The organism is Pseudomonas sp. AC252 (genome assembly GCF_979258105.1).
The window spans coordinates 692,566-709,705 of the sequence record NZ_OZ409837.1 but is presented as its reverse complement, the minus strand read 5'-3'; the positions used below and the strand labels follow the sequence as shown (position 1 = coordinate 709,705).

Below are 17,140 nucleotides of genomic sequence, written 5' to 3'. Positions count from 1 at the left end.
CAAACAACAAAAAACTACTAAGCCACACCCGAAATTTTCGCCGAACCCGGCTCTGCCATAAATCCAATAACATTCGGAGTAAGTCGCCCATGGCTCGTTTGCAACGCACCCTTTCGCTAGGGGCGGTGGTGCTGTTCGGCATCGCCTACATGACGCCGATCATTGTCCTCGGCACTTTCGGTATCCTCGCCCAGTCCACCGCCGGCATGGTGCCGGCCGCCTACCTGGCGGCGCTGGTGGCAATGTTCTTCACCGCGATGAGTTACGGACGCATGGCCGCCGCTTTCCCGGTGGCGGGCTCGGCCTACAGCTACGTGCGCAAGGCAATCAGCCCGAAACTCGGTTTCATTGCCGGCTGGGCGGTGTTGCTCGATTACCTGTTTCTGCCGATGGCGATCTGGTTGATCGGCGCGGCTTATCTGGCCTCGGCGTTCCCGTCGATCCCGCAGTGGATCTGGGTGCTGGCGTTCATCGGCATCACCAGTGCGATCAACATCGTCGGGCTGAAACTGGCTAACGGTATCAACGCCTTGCTGATGCTGGTGCAGTTCCTCGTGTTGATCGCCTTCGTTGCGCTATGCGTGCACTACATCGGCGGCGATGCGAGTACGCCGCTGTGGTCGATCAAACCGTTCTTCAACGGCGACATGCAGATGCCGCTGATCATGAGCGGCGCGGCGATCGCCTGCTATTCCTTCCTCGGCTTTGACGCGGTCAGCACCCTGACCGAAGAAACCCGCGATCCACGCCGCACCATTCCCCGGGCGATCATGCTGATCACTTTGATCGGCGGCCTGATCTTCGTCGGCGTTTCGTACTTTGTGCAGATCGCCCATCCGTCGTTCCAGTTCGACAGCGTCGATTCGGCTGCCTATGAAATCGCGCGCAACATTGGCGGCGATCTGTTCGTGTCGATCTTTCTCATCGGCCTGATCGTCGGTCAGTTCGCCTCGGGGCTGTCGGCGCAGGCCAGCGGTTCGCGCCTGCTGTTTGCCATGGGCCGCGACGGCGTCTTGCCGAAGTCGTTTTTCGGCACCTTGCACGTGCGCTTCGGCACGCCGGTCAACAGCATTCTCCTGTGCGCGGCGGTGGCGTTGCTGGCGCTGAAACTCGACGTCACCACCTCGACCTCGTTCATCAACTTCGGCGCGTTCCTGGCATTCAGCCTGGTCAACCTGTCGGTGATCTTCCATTACTGGATCGGCGGCGAGAAAAAAGGCCCGCGCGAGCTGCTGCTGTTTCTGCTCTGCCCGCTGATCGGTCTGGTGGCCGACCTGTGGCTGATGGTCAGCCTTGATCATCTGGCGGTGTGGCTGGGGCTGAGCTGGCTGGCGATTGGTGTGGTGTATCTCGCCGTGCTGACGGGTGGTTTCCGCCGGCAGCCGCCGGAACTGGATTTTCAGGAAGCGACCTGAGCTTCGTGGCTTGGCTTCCCTCTGACGGGCATGGGATCCTTGGCGCTTTTGCGCCAAGGGATTCCTTTATGTCGACCATTCATATCGCCGCTGCGCTGCTGCTCAACCCGCAAGGCCAGACTCTGCTGGTGCGCAAGCGCGGTACCACGGCATTCATGCAACCGGGTGGCAAGATCGAAGCCCACGAGTTGCCAGTGCACGCGTTGGCCCGAGAGCTGGAAGAAGAACTCGGGCTGGAGATCGACCCGGCGCAGGCGATTTTCCTCAACAGCTTCTCCGCCCCCGCCGCCAACGAACCAGGCTTCATCGTCCATGCGGAAATCTTTCAACTGACCATCGATAGCGACGTCTGCCCGGCGGCGGAAATCGAGGAAGTCATCTGGGTCGATCCGGCCACTGATCCGGCGCTCGAGCTGGCGCCATTGACACGCGAGCACATCCTGCCGTTTTATCGCCGTTCACTGACTGCACTCGCCTGATCATTCCCGCAAAGGACTTTGCCATGATCCCGCTGCAAGACCTGCTGATATTCGCCGCCGCCGCATTGCTGATGGTGCTGACGCCGGGGCCGAACATGATCTACCTGATCTCGCGGTCGATCTGTCAGGGACGTCGCGCGGGGGTGACTTCCTTGCTTGGCGTGGTCGGCGGGTTCTTCGTGCATATGTTCGCCGCGGCGGCGGGTTTGACCGCAGTGTTTCTCGCCGTGCCGATGGCTTATGAAGTGTTGAAATGGGCCGGCGCGTTGTACCTGCTGTGGCTGGCCTGGCAAGCGCTGAAACCCGGCGCACGTTCGCCGTTCGAAGCTCAGCAATTGCCGCCGGACTCGTCGCGCAAACTGATCACCATGGGCTTTCTCACCAGTGCGCTGAACCCGAAAATCGCCGTGTTCTATCTGTCGGTGTTTCCGCAATTCATCAGCCCGGAACATGGCTCGGTTTTCACCCAGAGCATCATTCTCGGCCTGACGCAGATCAGCGTCAGTTTCAGCGTCAATCTGTTGATCGCGCTGTTCGCCGCAGGCATTGCCTCGTGGTTTGTGCGCAACCCGACCTGGCTGGCGCTGCAGCGGTATTTCATGGGCCTGGTCCTCGGCAGCCTTGCCGTTCGGCTGATGCTCGAACAGCGGCGGACCGCCTGAAATGTGGATCGAACGGCTGGATGCCAGCCACGCCCTGGCTTACCGAGAACTCATGCTTGAAGCCTATGACCGCCATCCGCAGGCGTTCACCTCCAGCGTGCGCGAACGCGCGGTGATGCCGTTGAGCTGGTGGGAAGCGCGGCTGACCAGCAAGCTCGATGTGGTGTTGGGGGCATTCGAAGCCGGGACATTGGCCGGGATCGTCGGCGTGGCTTTCGAGCCGCGCGAGAAAGCGCGACACAAGGCGACGCTGTTCGGCATGTATGTCTCGGCGGATTCTCGTCGCAAGGGGCTGGGCTTTGATCTGGTTCAGGCGGCCTTGGTTGAAGCGCAAAAGCATCCTGCGCTGAGGCTTGTCCAGCTCACTGTCACCGCCGGCAACGACGCGGCATTTCAGCTGTATCAGCGTTGCGGCTTCATTCAGTACGGCCTCGAACCACTCGCCGTGCGGGTGGGCGAAGACTACTTCGACAAGATCCACATGTGGCGCCAGCTCTGACCCAGCGATAATTTCCGCCTACTGATCGTTCCCACGCTCTGCGTGGGAATGCAGCCCGGGACGCTCTGCGTCCCATCCAAAGCCGAACGCAGAGCGTCCGTTGAGGCATTCCCACGCAGAGCGTGGGAACGATCATCTCCTGCACAGGAAATCAGCGTACGGCACTGACCCCATCGAGGGTCGAGAACGATGTGTCCTTCGCCGTCAGGAGGAAATCGCGCATGTACGGCGCATCGAGCATGTCGGTGCGAATTGCCGCATACAGCGTCGCGAACAAGCCTTTCTCCCCCAGCCGTTTGCCCTTCACATAGCCGCGCGAGCTGTATTCATGCAGCGCCCAGTGCGGCATGCCGCAGACGCCACGGCCGCTGGCGACCAACTGCATCATCATCACCGTCAGCTCGGAAGTGCGCACCTGCGCCGGTTCAATGTCCGCGGGCTCGAGAAAGCGGGTAAAAATGTCCAGGCGATCGCGCTCGACCGGGTAGGTGATCAGCGTTTCCGTCAACAAGTCTTCAGGAACGATATACGGCTTGCTCGCCAGTGCATGCTGGTTGGCCACCGCGAGCATGGCTTCGTAAGTGAACAGCGGCACGTAAGTGATGCCGGCGATGTCCAGCGGATCGGAAGTCACCACCAGATCCAGATCGCCACGGGCCAGTGCTGGCAGCGGGGCGAAAGCGAAACCCGAAGCCAGGTCCAGCTCGACTTCCGGCCAGGCATCGCGGAACTGGTCAATGGTCGGCATCAACCACTGGAAGCAGCTGTGGCATTCGATCGCCATGTGCAGACGCCCGGCGGTGCCACCGGCCAGACGACCGATGTCCCGTTCAGCGGCGCGCAACAGCGGCAGGGTGGCGTCGGCCAGTTGCAGCAGACGCAGACCGGCGCTGGTGAAGCGCACCGGTTTGGTCTTGCGCACGAACAACTGCATGCCCATGCGCTCTTCCAGCTCTTTGAATTGGTGCGACAGTGCTGACTGCGTCAGATGCAAACGGTCGGCGGCGTCCACCAGGCTGTCGGCCTCGCGCAGGGCATGCAGGGTTTTCAGATGTCGGATTTCAAGCACCGGCGGGCTCCATGAAAAAAACTTGTGACGAATGCGTGGAAGTTGAGTTTGTCTCATGTGGTGCGCTTTGTCGATCTGTCGGTCCAGGTCGGGCAGGACAGTCCACAGCCGACCGCTCGGCACTCTTCATTAAACTGTCATCGAAGTGTGGCAGCGCGCTCGCACGAACTTCATCAGACTCGCGCTCTACTGGGGTGCTGCGTTTTGGTGTTTTTCATGTTCAAGAGATTGTTTTCAGTCGCGGCCGCGTTGGCCGCGCTTTTGTTCGGGGCCGGCTCGTGGGCAGTCGGGCGCTGTGACGTCAACGTGCCGACCGAGCACGCCGAGCTGGCGCAGGTCAGTCTTGCCTATCAGAGTATCGGCCGCGCGTCGGACCCGGCGCTGTTGCTGGTCATGGGCCTGGGTGGGCAGTTGATTCACTGGCCGGACGAAGTGGTGGTCGCGCTGTGCCAGCAGGGTTTCCGGGTGATCCGCTATGACAACCGCGATGTCGGCCTGTCCACCTGGCGGCAGGCACCGATCGAGGCCAATCTGACCTTCGAAGTGCTGCGCTACAAGCTCGGTCTGCCAGTTTCGGCACCGTACAGCCTGACTGACATGGCCGACGATGCGCTGGGTTTGATGACGGCGCTGAAGGTTGAGCAATTCCACGTGCTCGGCGCGAGCATGGGCGGAATGATCGCCCAGCACATGGCGGCGATGGCGCCGCAGCGGGTGGAAAGCCTGACGTTGATCATGACCACTTCCGGTGCTGAAGGCCTGCCGGCACCGAGTGCGGCGCTGGTGCAGTTGCTCTCGCGCCGTGGCGCGCCGAACCGCGAAGTGGCGCTGGAGCAACAGGCCGATCTGCTCGCGGCACTGGGCAGCCCGGCGGTGACCGATGATCGTCAGGTCTTGCTGCAACAGGCGGCGGCGTCCTACGATCGCGCGTTCAACCCCGAAGGCGTCAAGCGCCAGATCATGGCGATCCTCGCCGAGCCAAGTCGGGTGGCGTTGCTCAATCAGCTGCGCGTGCCGACCCTGGTGGTGCATGGCACGGCCGATCCGCTGTTGCCGGTGATGCACGGCGTACATCTGGCGGCGCACATTCAGGGCAGTCAGTTGAAACTGATTCCGGGACTGGCGCATCGCTTTCAGGAGGCGTTCAAGGAGCCGTTGCTGGCGGCGGTGCTCCCGTATTTGCAGGCGCATCGCGAGGACACTTCGCATTGGGCGCAGGTTGATCCAGCCGTGCGGAACAATTTGCTGTAAGAGCGCCAGCATCCTGTCGCCAAAAAATATCAATGTGCCACTATTGTTTGCCGCGTTGTTGCCGATAAGGCGCAGGAACGTTTTCAGACATAGGGACTTGATCCATGATTTTTCGCGCTACACGTCAATGGGCCGCACTGGCCCTGCTCGCCGTACTGACCCTCACCGGCTGTGCCCATGTGCAACCGCCGGTGCCGCTGGACAAACAATTCTGGGACGCCAAAGAGCCGACCATCGGTGTAGCCATTACCGTCGTACCGTCGCCTGTGCTGGCACTGACCGGCAATCAGGGCATCCTCGATTACGCCATCAATGCCGGCGTCAACAGCAAGCTCAGCGCCAACGTCGAGACCTGGCAGGTACGTGACCTGGAAACCTTGCCCGACGCCATCGTCGCCAAGTTGCAGGCCAAGGGCTACAAGGCCAAGCGCATCGATGAGAAGGTCGATCTGAAGACCTTCAAGGAAGTCGATTTCCGCGAGGGCTACATGACCAAGGACATGACGCCGATGAAGGTCGCCCACGGCATCGATCGCCTGTTGCTGGTGTCGATTTATGCCACCGGTGCCACGCGCAGCTACTACAGCATCGTGCCCACCAGCGTGCCGATGGCCCAGGTTGGCGGCCAGGGCATGGTGATCGATCTGTCGGACAACAAACTCCTGTGGTACCAGCCATTCGCTGCAGTTCAGGCCGCGCAGGGTGAATGGGACGAGCCGTCCTACACCAACCTGTCCAACGCGTTCTATCAAGCGATGGATAACAGCCGTCAGCAAATGATCGCCCCGTTCGCGCAATGAAACGTCTGGCGCTGACCATCGCGGCGATCTCGCTGCTGGCGTTGCCTGGCTGTGCGCAGAAACCGGCACCCGAGGCCGGTTTCAAAGATCAGGCCGCCATGAGCTATGTGCAGGCGCACGGGCTGAAGGTGGACGTGCAACTGCCGGCGGAGTTTGTTGGCGCCAGCACGGTGATCGACAGCAAGGCGGCAGTGAACGCGGCCAATTCAAGTTACACGCTGGTGTCGAGCTCCGGCGCAGGCGCCGGGCTGGCGGGCGTGCTGGTGGCCAGCCTGATCAATACGCAGATGGGCTCCGGTACGTTGCAGCGCGATGCCGAAAAAGCGGCGCTGAACGAATCGCGGCCGCTGGCCGACCTGCTTGCCGGCGTGCCCTTGCAGGAGCGCTTGCAACAGCGCTTTCAGGCGGCGTCGCAGGTGTCCGGATTCAAGCAGGGGACAGGTGCGGTCACGGCACGGTTGCTGATCGAACCGAAGCTGATGCTGACGCCTGATCGCGGCAGTTTCGTGCTGGTCAATCAGGTGCAATTACAGGATATCGCCGGCTCGCCGCTTTACCGCATGCGCATCGAAGTGGCCAGTCAGCCGATTCGTCGCTGCGGCAAGCAATGCATTGATGACGGCGGCCTCGACCTGGCCCAGGTCACCGCTGTGCTGGATGAATGCATTGACGAATCCATCCGCGTGTTGAGCGCCGACCTGATGCAACCGACGCCACCGCCCGCCGCGCAGGAAACCCTGCGTTACGTGCTCGACGGCCAGCGCGTGGTCGAACGCGGTTATCAACTGGCGCAGAACGGCAGCTACTGGCGCTACCGCAATCTCTACGGTGCGGTGAAGTCAGTGCCGGTGCCGTTCGAGGATGCCTTGTCGTCCGCGCAACTGGCCAAGGTCTACGGCCGCTAGAGGTTGATGCGCGTGGGTTCAGGCATGCAGCCGGACCCACACGCTGACCAGCACCGTCGCCGCTATCAACCAGGCCACCGCCGCCACCGCCAGTGACGCTTCCAGGCGCATGCGGTCGACCATCACGTACAACGTCGCCAGATACACGAAGTAGGGAATGATCGACCACATGCCGAACACGATTGTGGTCTTCAGGTCGTCGACCGAACGGCCCTTGCCAACGATGTAGTGCGCAATCAGGGCAAAGGTCGGAAACAGCGGCACCAAGCCGGCGATGTAATAGTTTCTGGTCTTCGACAATGCCGCGAGGATCAGCACCACTGCGGCGCCTATCGCGGCTTTGAGAATCAGATCCATCAGTGGCTCAGCCCGTACTTTTTGACTTTGTCGAACAGCGTGGTCTTGGCCATGCCCAGTTCCTGGCTGGCCTGGGTCAGGTTGCCGCCGCTGCGTTGCAAGGCGTCGACCAGCAAATTGCGCTCGAACGCTTCCACCGCTTCGGCAAACGCCAGACCTTGGCCGGCGCTGGCCCCCGACTTTTTGAAGGCCGGCAGGCCGAGGGCGAAGCGTTCGGCGACATTGCGCAGTTCGCGCACGTTGCCCGGCCAGTCGTGGCTCATCAGGTTCGACAGGGTCTGGTTATCCAGCTCCGGCAGTGCGCGATCAAAGCGCAGCGCCGACTGCTGGGTGAAGTGTTCGAACAGTTGCAGGATGTCTTCGCGGCGTTCGCGCAGCGGTGGCAATTCCAGGGTCACGACGTTGAGGCGGTAGTACAAGTCGCTGCGAAACTCGCCGGCCTTGCTCGCTTCGTCAAGGTCGGATTTGGTCGCCGCGATCACCCGGCAATCCACTGCCACGCTCTGGTTCGAGCCGAGTCGTTCGAGGGTGCGTTCCTGCAACACGCGCAGCAATTTGATCTGCAACGGCAGCGGCATGCTTTCCACTTCGTCGAGGAACAGCGTGCCGCCGTCGGCGTGTTCGATCTTGCCGATCCGCCGTTTGCCGGCGCCGGTGAAGGCGTTGGCTTCGTGGCCGAAGATTTCACTTTCAAACAGATTTTCCGGCAGGCCGCCGCAGTTCAGCGCGACGAACTGTTTGCTGTGGCGCCGACTGAAATCGTGCAGGCAACGGGCGACCAGTTCCTTGCCGGTGCCGGTCTCGCCTTCGATCAAGACGTTGGCCGACGTGTCGGCGACGTTGGCAATCAGTTCGCGCAGGTTCTGCATCGCCGGCGAGCGACCGATGATCCGCCCTTCAAGGGAATCGCGTTCAGCCAGTTGCCGACGCAACGATGACACTTCGCGGGCGAGGCTGCGTTGCTCCAGCGCACGCCGCGCGACGTCCACCAGACGCTCCGGCGAGAACGGTTTTTCCATGAAATCGTAGGCGCCTTTCTGCATCGCGCCGACGGCCATGGAGATATCGCCGTGGCCGGTGATCAGCACCACCGGCAGGCTGCGATCGCGCTGCTTGAGGCGGGTGAGCAATTCCAGGCCATCGATGCCCGGCAGGCGGATGTCGCTGATGACGATGCCGGCAAAGTTGTCGCCAACCTGCGCCAGCGCTTCTTCGGCACTGCCGACACCGATGCAGGGGATGTCTTCGAGAGTCAGCGCCTGTTGGCAGCCGAGCAGCACATGGGGGTCGTCTTCGACAATCAGCACACTGAGTTCAGGGTTCATATTGGCTCGGCAGAAAGAGGGCTTACCAACGGTAAACTGAGGACAAAAGTGGTGCCACCGCCGGCCGGGTGTTCGACACCCAGATGCCCGCCAGTGGCGGCGGCGAGGCTGGCGGACAGGGTCAGGCCCAGACCCAGGCCTTGCTCGCCGGGTTTGGTGGTGAAGAACGGTTCGAACAGATGCTTGCGCGCTTCGGCGTCAATGCCGTGGCCATTGTCGCGCACCCGCAAGCGATACTTGCCGTTGAATTCTTCACCCTCCAGCCACAGCTGCGGCTGCGGTTGCGCCTGCATGGCGTCGAGGGCGTTGCCGATCAGGTTGACGAGGATCTGTTCGAGACGGGTCTGATCGATCAGCAACTGCACATCGGCAAACTGCCGGTGAATCTGCAGCGCGGCGTTTTCCACGCGCGCGCCGAGCACTTGCAAGGCGGCGTCGACGGCTTTGCCGAGACTGGCCTGGCCCTTGTTATCGCCACGTCGGGCAAACGAACGCAGGCTGGCGGTGATCCGGCCCATGCGGTCGATCAGATCATTGATGGTTTTGAGATTGGTGCTGGCGACGTCGAGCTGGCCGCGCTCGAGAAAACGCACGGTGTTGCCCGACAGCGTGCGCATGGCCGCCAGCGGCTGGTTCAATTCGTGGGCGATGCTGGTCGACATCTGGCCGATGGCGGCGAGTTTGCCGGCCTGTACCAGCTCATCCTGAGCACGGCGCAACGTCTCTTCGGCCTGGCGGCGCTCGCGGATCTGGCTCTTCAGCCGTTCGTTGCTGGCGCGCAAATCGGCGGTGCGTTCGGTAATCCGACGCTCCAGTTGGCTGTTGGCTTCCTGCAACGCTTCGCGGGCGGCAAGGCGGGTCGCGAGGACTTTGCGCCGCTCGTTCCAGGCGATCAGCAGGAAGGCGAACAGGGCAAACGCCACGGCGACCAGAATGCCTTGGTTGATCGCTTCGCGGCGCAGGTCCTGCAATGGTGTGAGCAGGGTGAAATTCCACGGCGTGTCGCTCAGGAGCCGGGTTTGCGCCAGATAACTGATGTCGTCTTCGTCGGGCTGCAATTCGCTGTTGGCCGGGAAGGTCAGTTTCTCCACGCCCTCGGCCAGGGTCTCACGGGCCAGCGGTTGCAGTTCGTTGAGCGGGAACCAGTAGTACTGCAGGCTGCGGGCAAGTTTTTCCTTGACCTCGTCGCTGAGCGGAATCACCGATTTCAGCCGCCTGGCCGGATCGCTGGAGAGAATGATGATGCCGTTCTCATCGCTGACGAACGCTTCCAGACGCGCCCGCTGCCAACGTTCTTCCATGGCTTCCAGACGCACTTTCACCACCGCGACACCGATGATCTTGCCGTGCTCTTCGAGGCCGTGGGCCAGGTAGTAACCGGGTTCGCCATTGGTGCTGCCGATGCCGTAAAAGCGTCCGGGCTGGCCGCGCACGGCGTCCTGGAAATAGGCGCGGAAGGACAGGTCTTCACCCAGATAACTGTCGACATCGCGCCAGTTGCTGGTGGCCATGACCCGCCCGGTGGTGTCCATCACGTAGATGGCCCGGCTGCGGCTGCGGCGGTTCAGGCCTTCAAGGTAATCGTTGACCGTCTGCCGGTGCTCCGGGGTCGGGTCGGCCAGCAGCTGCGGCACACTCGTTTCGAGTTCCAGCAGGCTGGGCAGGTAGGTGTATTTGCTGATTTCGCTTTCGACCGCGCGGGCGTGCAGTTCCAGCTGACGCTGGCCGTTCTCGCCGAGGCTGCGGATGCCGAAGTGTTCACTGGTCCAGAAGCCGATGAAACCCAGTCCGACCATCAGGGCGATGATCAGCGGCGGCAGGAACAGATGACGGATCAGACGGGGCTTCACGGCAAGTGATGGCTTTGCAGCGCGATAAAGAGTGGGGTCGCATTTCATCACAGATGCCTTGGGTCAACCACAACACAAATCTCAGGATCAGCATTGATCCAGTGTGGGAGCGGGCTTGCTCGCGAAAGCGGTGCATCAGTCGATGATGAGGTTGAAAGTGCCGGCCTCTTCGCGAGCAAGCCCGCTCCCACAGTTGAGGAGCGGTTTTTTAGTGCTGCAGGATTTTCTCGAGGAAGTGCTGCGCGCGTTCGGAGCGGGCGCTGATGTCGCCGAAGAATTCCTCTTTCGGGCAGTCTTCGATGATCTTGCCGGCGTCCATGAAGATCACCCGGTCTGCCACTTTGCGGGCGAAGCCCATTTCGTGGGTCACGCACATCATGGTCATGCCTTCGTGGGCCAGTTGCACCATCACGTCGAGCACTTCGTTGACCATTTCCGGGTCGAGCGCCGAGGTCGGTTCGTCGAACAGCATGACGATCGGGTCCATCGCCAGCGCACGGGCAATCGCCACACGCTGTTGCTGACCGCCGGACAATTGCCCCGGATGCTTGTGAGCGTGTGCCGAGAGGCCGACGCGCTCCAGCAGTTGCAGACCTTTTTTGGTCGCCTCTTCCTTGCTGCGGCCCAACACCTTGATCTGCGCGATGGTCAGGTTTTCGGTGATGGTCAGGTGCGGGAACAGTTCGAAGTGTTGGAACACCATGCCGACGCGCGAGCGCAGTTTCGGCAGGTTGGTCTTCGGGTCGGCAATCGAGGTGCCGTCGACGACGATGTCGCCTTTCTGGAACGGCTCCAGCGCGTTGACGCACTTGATCAGCGTCGACTTGCCCGAGCCCGACGGGCCGCAGACCACGATCACTTCGCCTTTCTTGACCTCGGTGCTGCAATCAGTCAGCACCTGGAAGTCCCCATACCACTTGTTGATGTTCTTGATAGAGATCATACGGCGAACCTTTTTGCAGACGCTTGACCAGCAGCGAGGCGGAAAAGCTGATGATGAAGTAGACGACACCGGCGAAGATCAGGAACTCGTTGGAACGGCCGATAATGTCGCCGTTCGAGCGCGCGGAGTTGAGGAAGTCGACCAGGCCCACGGTGTAGACCAGCGAAGTGTCCTGGAACAGGATGATGCTCTGTTGCAGCAGCAACGGCGTCATCTTGCGGAACGCCTGGGGCAGGATGATCAGACGCATGGTCTGGCCGTAGGTCATGCCCATCGCTTGCGCGGCGGCCATCTGGCCTTTGGGAATCGACTGCACGCCGGCCCGGACGATTTCACAGAAATACGCCGCTTCGAACATCATGAAGGCCACGACGCACGAGGTGAATGCACCGATCGGCGTGTCTTCGCCGGTGATCCAGCGCAACACGAACGGCACCGCGAGGTAGAACCAGGTGATCACCAGCAGCAGCGGGATCGAACGGAAATAGTTGACGTACGCGCCGGCAATGTTCGACAGCAGTTTGCTTGACGACAGGCGCATCAGCGCCAGGATCGTGCCGAGCACGATGCCGCCGATCACGCCCATGACCATCAACTGCAAGGTCATGACCATGCCGTTCCACAGGCCCGGGATCGCGGGGATGATGCCGCTGAAATCGAAGTCCATTATTTACCCCCCACGGAGATCAGGCCGGGCACCGCGACTTTCTTCTCGACCATGCGCATCAGCAACATCAGGCTCATGTTCAGGGTGAAGTAGATCAGCGTGGCCAAGGTGAAGGCTTCAAACAGGTTGGCCGAGAACTCGGCGGTCTGTTTGGTTTGTGCCAGCAGTTCCATCAAGCCGATCAGGGACGCCACGGAGGAGTTCTTGAAGACGTTGAGGAATTCCGAGGTGAGCGGCGGAATGATGATCCGGTACGCCTGCGGCAGCAGCACGTTCCAGTAGATCTGCGGCAGCTTGAAACCCATCGCGCGGGCAGCGGATTCCTGGCCGCGTGGCAGCGCCTGGATACCGGTGCGCACCTGTTCGCAAACACGGGCAGCGGTGAACAGACCCAGGCACACGACGACGCTCAGGTATGCCGAGGTGGTCGGGTTGAGGTCTTGCTTGTACCAGTCCTGCAGGTTCTGCGGCAGCAGGTCGGGTACCAGGAAGTACCAGATGAACAGCTGAACCAGCAGCGGCACGTTGCGAAACAGTTCCACGTAGCAGGTGGCGATGCCGGCTACGATGCGGTTTGGCACAGTGCGCATGACCCCCAGAATGGAGCCCAGCAGCAAAGCGATGATCCACGCCACGACAGCGATGCCGATGGTCCAGCCCAGGCCGGCGATGTACCAGTCGAGATAAGTCTCGCTGCCAACGCCAGTGGACTTGAAGAACACGCCCCAGTCCCAGTTGTAATTCATTAGGGTCTCCCCTCGAAATCGATCGATGTACAAGCACCCGCTTGGGGAAGTTCCTTTCCCGTCCGACGCGGAACGCCGGACACACGCGATCGGCTCGAAAACCGCCAGGTCGAGTGTTCCACAGCAAAGCCAGCAGGCAGTAACAGACGTCTGAGGGAGGTCGCTCCCTCAGACGATAAGGTTAGTCAGGAATCAGATTTTTACGTCAGGCGCCGGCTTGTCGCTTGGATTGGCGATCAGCTCCTTCACCTTGTCGCTCATCGGGAAGTTCAGGTTCAGGCCTTTTGGCGGGATCGGGCTTTCGAACCACTTGGCGTAGATCTTGTTGATCTCGCCCGACTTGTACAGGCCGACAATGGCGTCATCGACCGCCTTCTTGAACGGCGCGTCGCCTTTGCGAACCATGCAGGCATAGGCTTCGAAGGACTGCGGCGTGCCGGTGATGACCCAGTCAGTCGGCTTCTTGGCCTTGGCTTCTTCACCGGCCAGCAGGGCGTCGTCCATCATGAAGGCCACGGCGCGGCCGCTTTCGAGCATGTTGAAGGATTCGCCGTGGTCTTTGGCGGAGATGATGTTCATGCCCATCTGCTTGTCGGCGTTCATCGCTTTGATGATGCGCTCGGACGTGGTGCCGGCGGTGGTCACGACGTTTTTGCCTTTGAGGTCGGCGAAGTCGTTATAGGACGGCTTGCCTTCCTTGTCTTTCTTGACCAGCAGACGGGTGCCGATTTCGAAGATGTTGACGGTGAAATCGACCTGCTGGGCGCGTTCGGTGTTGTTGGTGGTGGAACCACACTCGATATCCGCGGTGCCGTTCTGGATCAGCGGAATACGGGTTTGCGAGGTCACCAGGTTGTACTTGACCTGCAGGTCTGGCTTGTTCAGGTCTTTTTTCAGGGCTTCAACGATCGCCACCTGAATGTCGTGGGAATAGCCCACTGGTTTGCCAGAAGCATCTGCAATGTAGGAAAACGGAATTGAGCTGTCGCGGTGAGCGAGCGTGATGGTGCCCGAATCGTTGATTTTCTTCAGGGTGCCGGTGAGTTCGGCGGCGAAAACTGGCGTGCTGATCAGAGCGGCAGCAATGGCTGCGCCCAGGATATGGGGAACGATGCGCATCAAATTTTCCTCGACATTGTTTTTTTTATGGAGCCAGTTTGTCGGCCCTTTTGTGCTTCGAATGCCTGACGGCTCCTGAAGTGTTGGCTCAGCGGGCATTCGTCGAGAGAGTGTAGAGCATGAGTCGTGCCAGAGCAGGCGGCGATGGTTAAGTGATTGTTTTTTAACGCAATTAAACTTTTGTGATGGTATTTTTTTGAATGGCTGATCCGGTTTACCGAATCGACCATAGAGTCTCGTTCGGAAAACCGAACGCGTTGTGAGGGCTATTTCAGGTTTCGCGACTCAAGGGCGTTTCGTGCAAATACAGCCACTTCACCCCATCTGTCTGTATGCGCAGGATCGCCACCGACACGCGTTGATGTTCCGTGCCGTTCAACCGATGGGTTTCGACGTAGCTCAAGGCAAGTGTCTCGTTCTGCTGCCAGACCGTATGCAGATCGCTGATTTCAATCTCCAGTCCGGCCCCGGCGCCGACCGCCTCCCTGAACAGTTGCTCGACCTCGGAGCGATTCAAAGGAATCGCCGAAATGCCGATCATGCTGAAATTGTCGGCGAATGCCTGCATTAACGGCTCGATGCTCGCGGCACCGTTGCCGTCGGCATTGGTGAATACCTGAAGGATCAGCTCGTGGACGTGGTGAACGCTGTGTTCGGCTTGGTCGATCGGGTCGTACGTCATGGACATTCCTTTGCGGGGTTCAGTTGATTCATCAGCAACAGCGGCAACAGGCCGACCAACGCTGCAATAGCGAAAGTTGCGTGATAGGCATGCGGAGGGCCGAATGGCTCGAGCAGTACATTGAAAATCATCAGAAACAGTGCGGCGCCGAGGCTGAAGGACACTTGGCGATTGATGTTCCAGATGACACTGGCCTTGTGTGTATCGCCACCAGCAAAGTCCATCAGTGAGGTGGTTTGCGCGGTATTCGCCCCGATACCGCCGCCGATGCCCATCAGGCTGTAGGCGCTGACGATGAGCCACAGATCACCTGGCACATCGACCAGCACCAGCGTGGCGATGCCGGCGCTGTGCAACAGCATGCCGAGGGTAAACAGGCGCTTGGCGCCGACCCGGTTGTAGACCCGGCCGCCAATAGTCATCGCGATGAATGCCCCGGTGGCGTAGAGGATCATGAACATTCCGGTCAGCCGGGCGCTGAAGTGCAGCGTGTTCTGCAGAAAGAAAATGCTCATCAGATTGACCCCGGTGAACACACCGGGAATCGCGTAATAAATGAAAATCGAGGTGCTGAGTCTTTTGCTTCTGAGCAAACTCAACTCGATGATTGCGTTGGTGCAACGGCGGTAGTGCAGCAGATAAAAGGCGACGAATATCAGGCCGGCCATGGGAAAACCCAGCGCTGCCAGCGGAGGATAATCGCCACCGTACAGCGACATGCCCATCAACAGGCTCGCGAGTGCTGCGCTGATTAGCAGCAGGCCTTTGATGTCCGGACGCTGAAGCTCGGCGGGTTTGCTTTCCCTGATCCATAACCAGGACAGCCCGGCGGCGATCAGCGAAAACGGGATGTTGCTGTAAAACACCCAACGCCACGAACTGCTGTCGACAATGAGCCCGCCGACGGTGGGTGAGATCGCTGGTGCGATCAGAGCGACGGCCATTATCAGCGTGGATATTTTCGCCCGTTGCTCGCCATGAAAAAGATTGAACGTCAGCGCCTGACCGACCGGGATCAACAAGCCGCCACCGATGCCCTGGACGAAGCGCCAGATCACCAGTTCATGGAAACTGTCGGCCTGGCCGCACAGACATACCGCTGCTGCGAACAGCAACATCGAGGCCGTAAGGATTTCCCGGCTGCCGAAGCGTGCGGCCAGCCAGGTGCTCACAGGAACGATCAGCGTAAGACCGAGAATGTAAGCATTGCCGACCCACGCCACCGCTGAGCTGCTGACGTGCAAGGTTGCCGACAGACTGGGCAGAGCCACGGCCGACATGAAAATGTTGATGCAGTCGATGAAGAAGCCGAGCAGAAACACCGACGCGACTTTGTAGCGGTAACTCATGCTGTTTCCCCTTTGTCCTCGAGCATAGGGACGATAGACTCCGCGCGTCGATGCAATGGGGCTGAACACAATGTTTGAAGGGATTGAACGGTGATTCAGGGCGCTCTGCACACTCACTTGAATCGGGTGCAGACGTTTCTGGCGATCGTCGAACTGGGTTCATTCACCAAGGCTGCGAACCATCTGAACCTCAGCCGGGCCATGGTCAGTCTGCACATCAAAGCCTTGGAAGCGGCGCTGTCGACGACTCTGTTGTTGCGCAACAGTCGTACTGTGGCTCTTACCGAGGCCGGGCAAAGCTTTTACAACGAATTCAAAGCCATCGTGGCCGATATCGACACAGCTTTTGACCGGGTCATGCACGGCACGAACCGCGTATCGGGAACGTTGCGGATCAGTTCCACCAGTGAATACGGCGAGCGATTCATCCTGCCGCTGATTCCGCTGTTCGCCGAGCGCTATCCGGACATCCGCCTGTGCTACGACTTCAACTCTTCGCTGAATGATCTGCTCGCCGAACGGTTGGATCTGGTGATTCGCCTGGGCAACCTGGCGGACTCGGCTTTCAAGAGCCGGAAGCTGGCGGACTATGAAATCGTACTGGTGGCCACTGAAGGATTTCTGGCCCGCCATCCGGTAAAAACACCGCTGGATCTCAGTGCTGCGCCGTGGATCGCCAACAGCAATTTGCTAACGCCGACGCAGTGGGTTTTACGCGATGGTGTGGGGGAGGCGGCCGAAATCAATGGCGCCGGTCATTTCCAGTCAAACTCCTCGACGGCGATTCGTGCTATGACCTTGTCGTCGATGGGCGTGTCGGTGCTGCCAGCGTGGATGATAGAGGCCGATATTGTCAGTGGGCGTCTAGTCCGCGTATTGCCTGGATACTCGCTGCCCTTGCAGCCGATCAGTCTGGTATTTCCTGATACGCCGCACCTGCCGCACAAATCCCGGGTGTTTATCGATTTCCTGCTTGCACATTTGGGGCGTTGAAATCAAAAGCCCCTCACTGGACGCAACAA

The 17,140-nt window shown here is 60.2% G+C and carries 18 protein-coding genes; 8 read left to right on the top strand and 10 right to left on the bottom strand.

Features of this window, described 5'->3' with window-relative positions; translation table 11 throughout:
- The first annotated feature begins 89 nt into the window (after positions 1 to 89).
- The 4 genes from ACZZZ4_RS03285 (at position 90) to ACZZZ4_RS03270 (ending at position 3,055) form a co-directional block, all read left to right on the top strand.
- Positions 90 to 1,415: an APC family permease gene (locus ACZZZ4_RS03285; RefSeq protein ID WP_463547241.1), complete on the top strand. Its 1,326-nt coding sequence runs from the start codon at positions 90 to 92 to the stop codon at positions 1,413 to 1,415.
- A 68-nt stretch (positions 1,416 to 1,483) separates the two neighbouring features.
- The gene (locus ACZZZ4_RS03280; protein WP_463547240.1) at positions 1,484 to 1,894 is read left to right on the top strand and encodes an NUDIX hydrolase; all 411 of its coding nucleotides are present in this window, start codon (positions 1,484 to 1,486) and stop codon (positions 1,892 to 1,894) included.
- A gap of 23 nt (positions 1,895 to 1,917) precedes the next feature.
- Positions 1,918 to 2,556, top strand: coding sequence for a LysE family translocator (locus ACZZZ4_RS03275; protein WP_039758406.1), 639 nt, complete (start codon positions 1,918 to 1,920; stop codon positions 2,554 to 2,556).
- A gap of 1 nt (position 2,557) precedes the next feature.
- Positions 2,558 to 3,055, top strand: a complete 498-nt coding sequence (locus ACZZZ4_RS03270) for a GNAT family N-acetyltransferase (RefSeq protein ID WP_039758404.1) — start codon at positions 2,558 to 2,560, stop codon at positions 3,053 to 3,055.
- Positions 3,056 to 3,206: 151 nt separating this feature from the next.
- Here ACZZZ4_RS03270 and metR read toward each other — a convergent pair whose 3' ends face one another.
- Positions 3,207 to 4,124 (bottom strand): transcriptional regulator MetR, encoded by a 918-nt coding sequence (gene metR, locus ACZZZ4_RS03265; protein WP_310406208.1) that lies wholly within the window; start codon positions 4,122 to 4,124, stop codon positions 3,207 to 3,209.
- A 216-nt stretch (positions 4,125 to 4,340) separates the two neighbouring features.
- Between metR and ACZZZ4_RS03260 the strand changes: the two genes are divergently transcribed.
- From ACZZZ4_RS03260 to ACZZZ4_RS03250, 3 genes are all read left to right on the top strand, one after another.
- On the top strand, positions 4,341 to 5,375 hold the full coding sequence (locus ACZZZ4_RS03260) for an alpha/beta fold hydrolase (RefSeq protein ID WP_463547239.1): 1,035 nt from the start codon (positions 4,341 to 4,343) through the stop codon (positions 5,373 to 5,375).
- A 104-nt stretch (positions 5,376 to 5,479) separates the two neighbouring features.
- Positions 5,480 to 6,175, top strand: a complete 696-nt coding sequence (locus tag ACZZZ4_RS03255) for a hypothetical protein (protein ID WP_039758400.1) — start codon at positions 5,480 to 5,482, stop codon at positions 6,173 to 6,175.
- Positions 6,172 to 7,080 (top strand): hypothetical protein, encoded by a 909-nt coding sequence (locus ACZZZ4_RS03250; RefSeq protein WP_463547238.1) that lies wholly within the window; start codon positions 6,172 to 6,174, stop codon positions 7,078 to 7,080. The genes ACZZZ4_RS03255 and ACZZZ4_RS03250 overlap by 4 nt, the downstream gene beginning before the upstream one ends.
- An 18-nt stretch (positions 7,081 to 7,098) precedes the next feature.
- Here ACZZZ4_RS03250 and ACZZZ4_RS03245 read toward each other — a convergent pair whose 3' ends face one another.
- From ACZZZ4_RS03245 to ACZZZ4_RS03205, 9 genes are all read right to left on the bottom strand, one after another.
- Positions 7,099 to 7,428, bottom strand: coding sequence for a GlpM family protein (locus ACZZZ4_RS03245; protein ID WP_172834034.1), 330 nt, complete (start codon positions 7,426 to 7,428; stop codon positions 7,099 to 7,101).
- Between the two features lie 8 nt (positions 7,429 to 7,436).
- Positions 7,437 to 8,762: a two-component response regulator AauR gene (gene aauR, locus ACZZZ4_RS03240; RefSeq protein ID WP_042607381.1), complete on the bottom strand. Its 1,326-nt coding sequence runs from the start codon at positions 8,760 to 8,762 to the stop codon at positions 7,437 to 7,439.
- Positions 8,759 to 10,660 (bottom strand): two-component sensor histidine kinase AauS, encoded by a 1,902-nt coding sequence (aauS, locus tag ACZZZ4_RS03235; RefSeq protein ID WP_415761623.1) that lies wholly within the window; start codon positions 10,658 to 10,660, stop codon positions 8,759 to 8,761. Before aauS ends, aauR begins: the two co-directional genes overlap by 4 nt.
- Before the next feature lie 160 nt (positions 10,661 to 10,820).
- Complete coding sequence (locus ACZZZ4_RS03230) at positions 10,821 to 11,555, bottom strand: amino acid ABC transporter ATP-binding protein (RefSeq protein WP_007916729.1); 735 nt, start codon at positions 11,553 to 11,555, stop codon at positions 10,821 to 10,823.
- Complete coding sequence (locus tag ACZZZ4_RS03225; RefSeq protein WP_463538691.1) at positions 11,500 to 12,222, bottom strand: amino acid ABC transporter permease; 723 nt, start codon at positions 12,220 to 12,222, stop codon at positions 11,500 to 11,502. Before ACZZZ4_RS03225 ends, ACZZZ4_RS03230 begins: the two co-directional genes overlap by 56 nt.
- Positions 12,222 to 12,968 (bottom strand): amino acid ABC transporter permease, encoded by a 747-nt coding sequence (locus tag ACZZZ4_RS03220; RefSeq protein WP_039758393.1) that lies wholly within the window; start codon positions 12,966 to 12,968, stop codon positions 12,222 to 12,224. The genes ACZZZ4_RS03225 and ACZZZ4_RS03220 overlap by 1 nt, the downstream gene beginning before the upstream one ends.
- 192 nt (positions 12,969 to 13,160) lie before the next feature.
- On the bottom strand, positions 13,161 to 14,087 hold the full coding sequence (locus tag ACZZZ4_RS03215) for a glutamate/aspartate ABC transporter substrate-binding protein (protein WP_039758392.1): 927 nt from the start codon (positions 14,085 to 14,087) through the stop codon (positions 13,161 to 13,163).
- 271 nt (positions 14,088 to 14,358) lie between these two features.
- The gene (locus ACZZZ4_RS03210; protein WP_463547237.1) at positions 14,359 to 14,769 is read right to left on the bottom strand and encodes a DUF4440 domain-containing protein; all 411 of its coding nucleotides are present in this window, start codon (positions 14,767 to 14,769) and stop codon (positions 14,359 to 14,361) included.
- Entirely contained in the window at positions 14,766 to 16,118 is a 1,353-nt protein-coding gene (locus ACZZZ4_RS03205; RefSeq protein WP_129997575.1) for an MFS transporter, read from the bottom strand. The genes ACZZZ4_RS03210 and ACZZZ4_RS03205 overlap by 4 nt, the downstream gene beginning before the upstream one ends.
- 105 nt (positions 16,119 to 16,223) lie before the next feature.
- Here ACZZZ4_RS03205 and ACZZZ4_RS03200 point away from each other — a divergent pair, with 105 nt between their 5' ends.
- The gene (locus ACZZZ4_RS03200; protein ID WP_463549247.1) at positions 16,224 to 17,111 is read left to right on the top strand and encodes a LysR family transcriptional regulator; all 888 of its coding nucleotides are present in this window, start codon (positions 16,224 to 16,226) and stop codon (positions 17,109 to 17,111) included.
- Positions 17,112 to 17,140 lie beyond the last annotated feature (29 nt).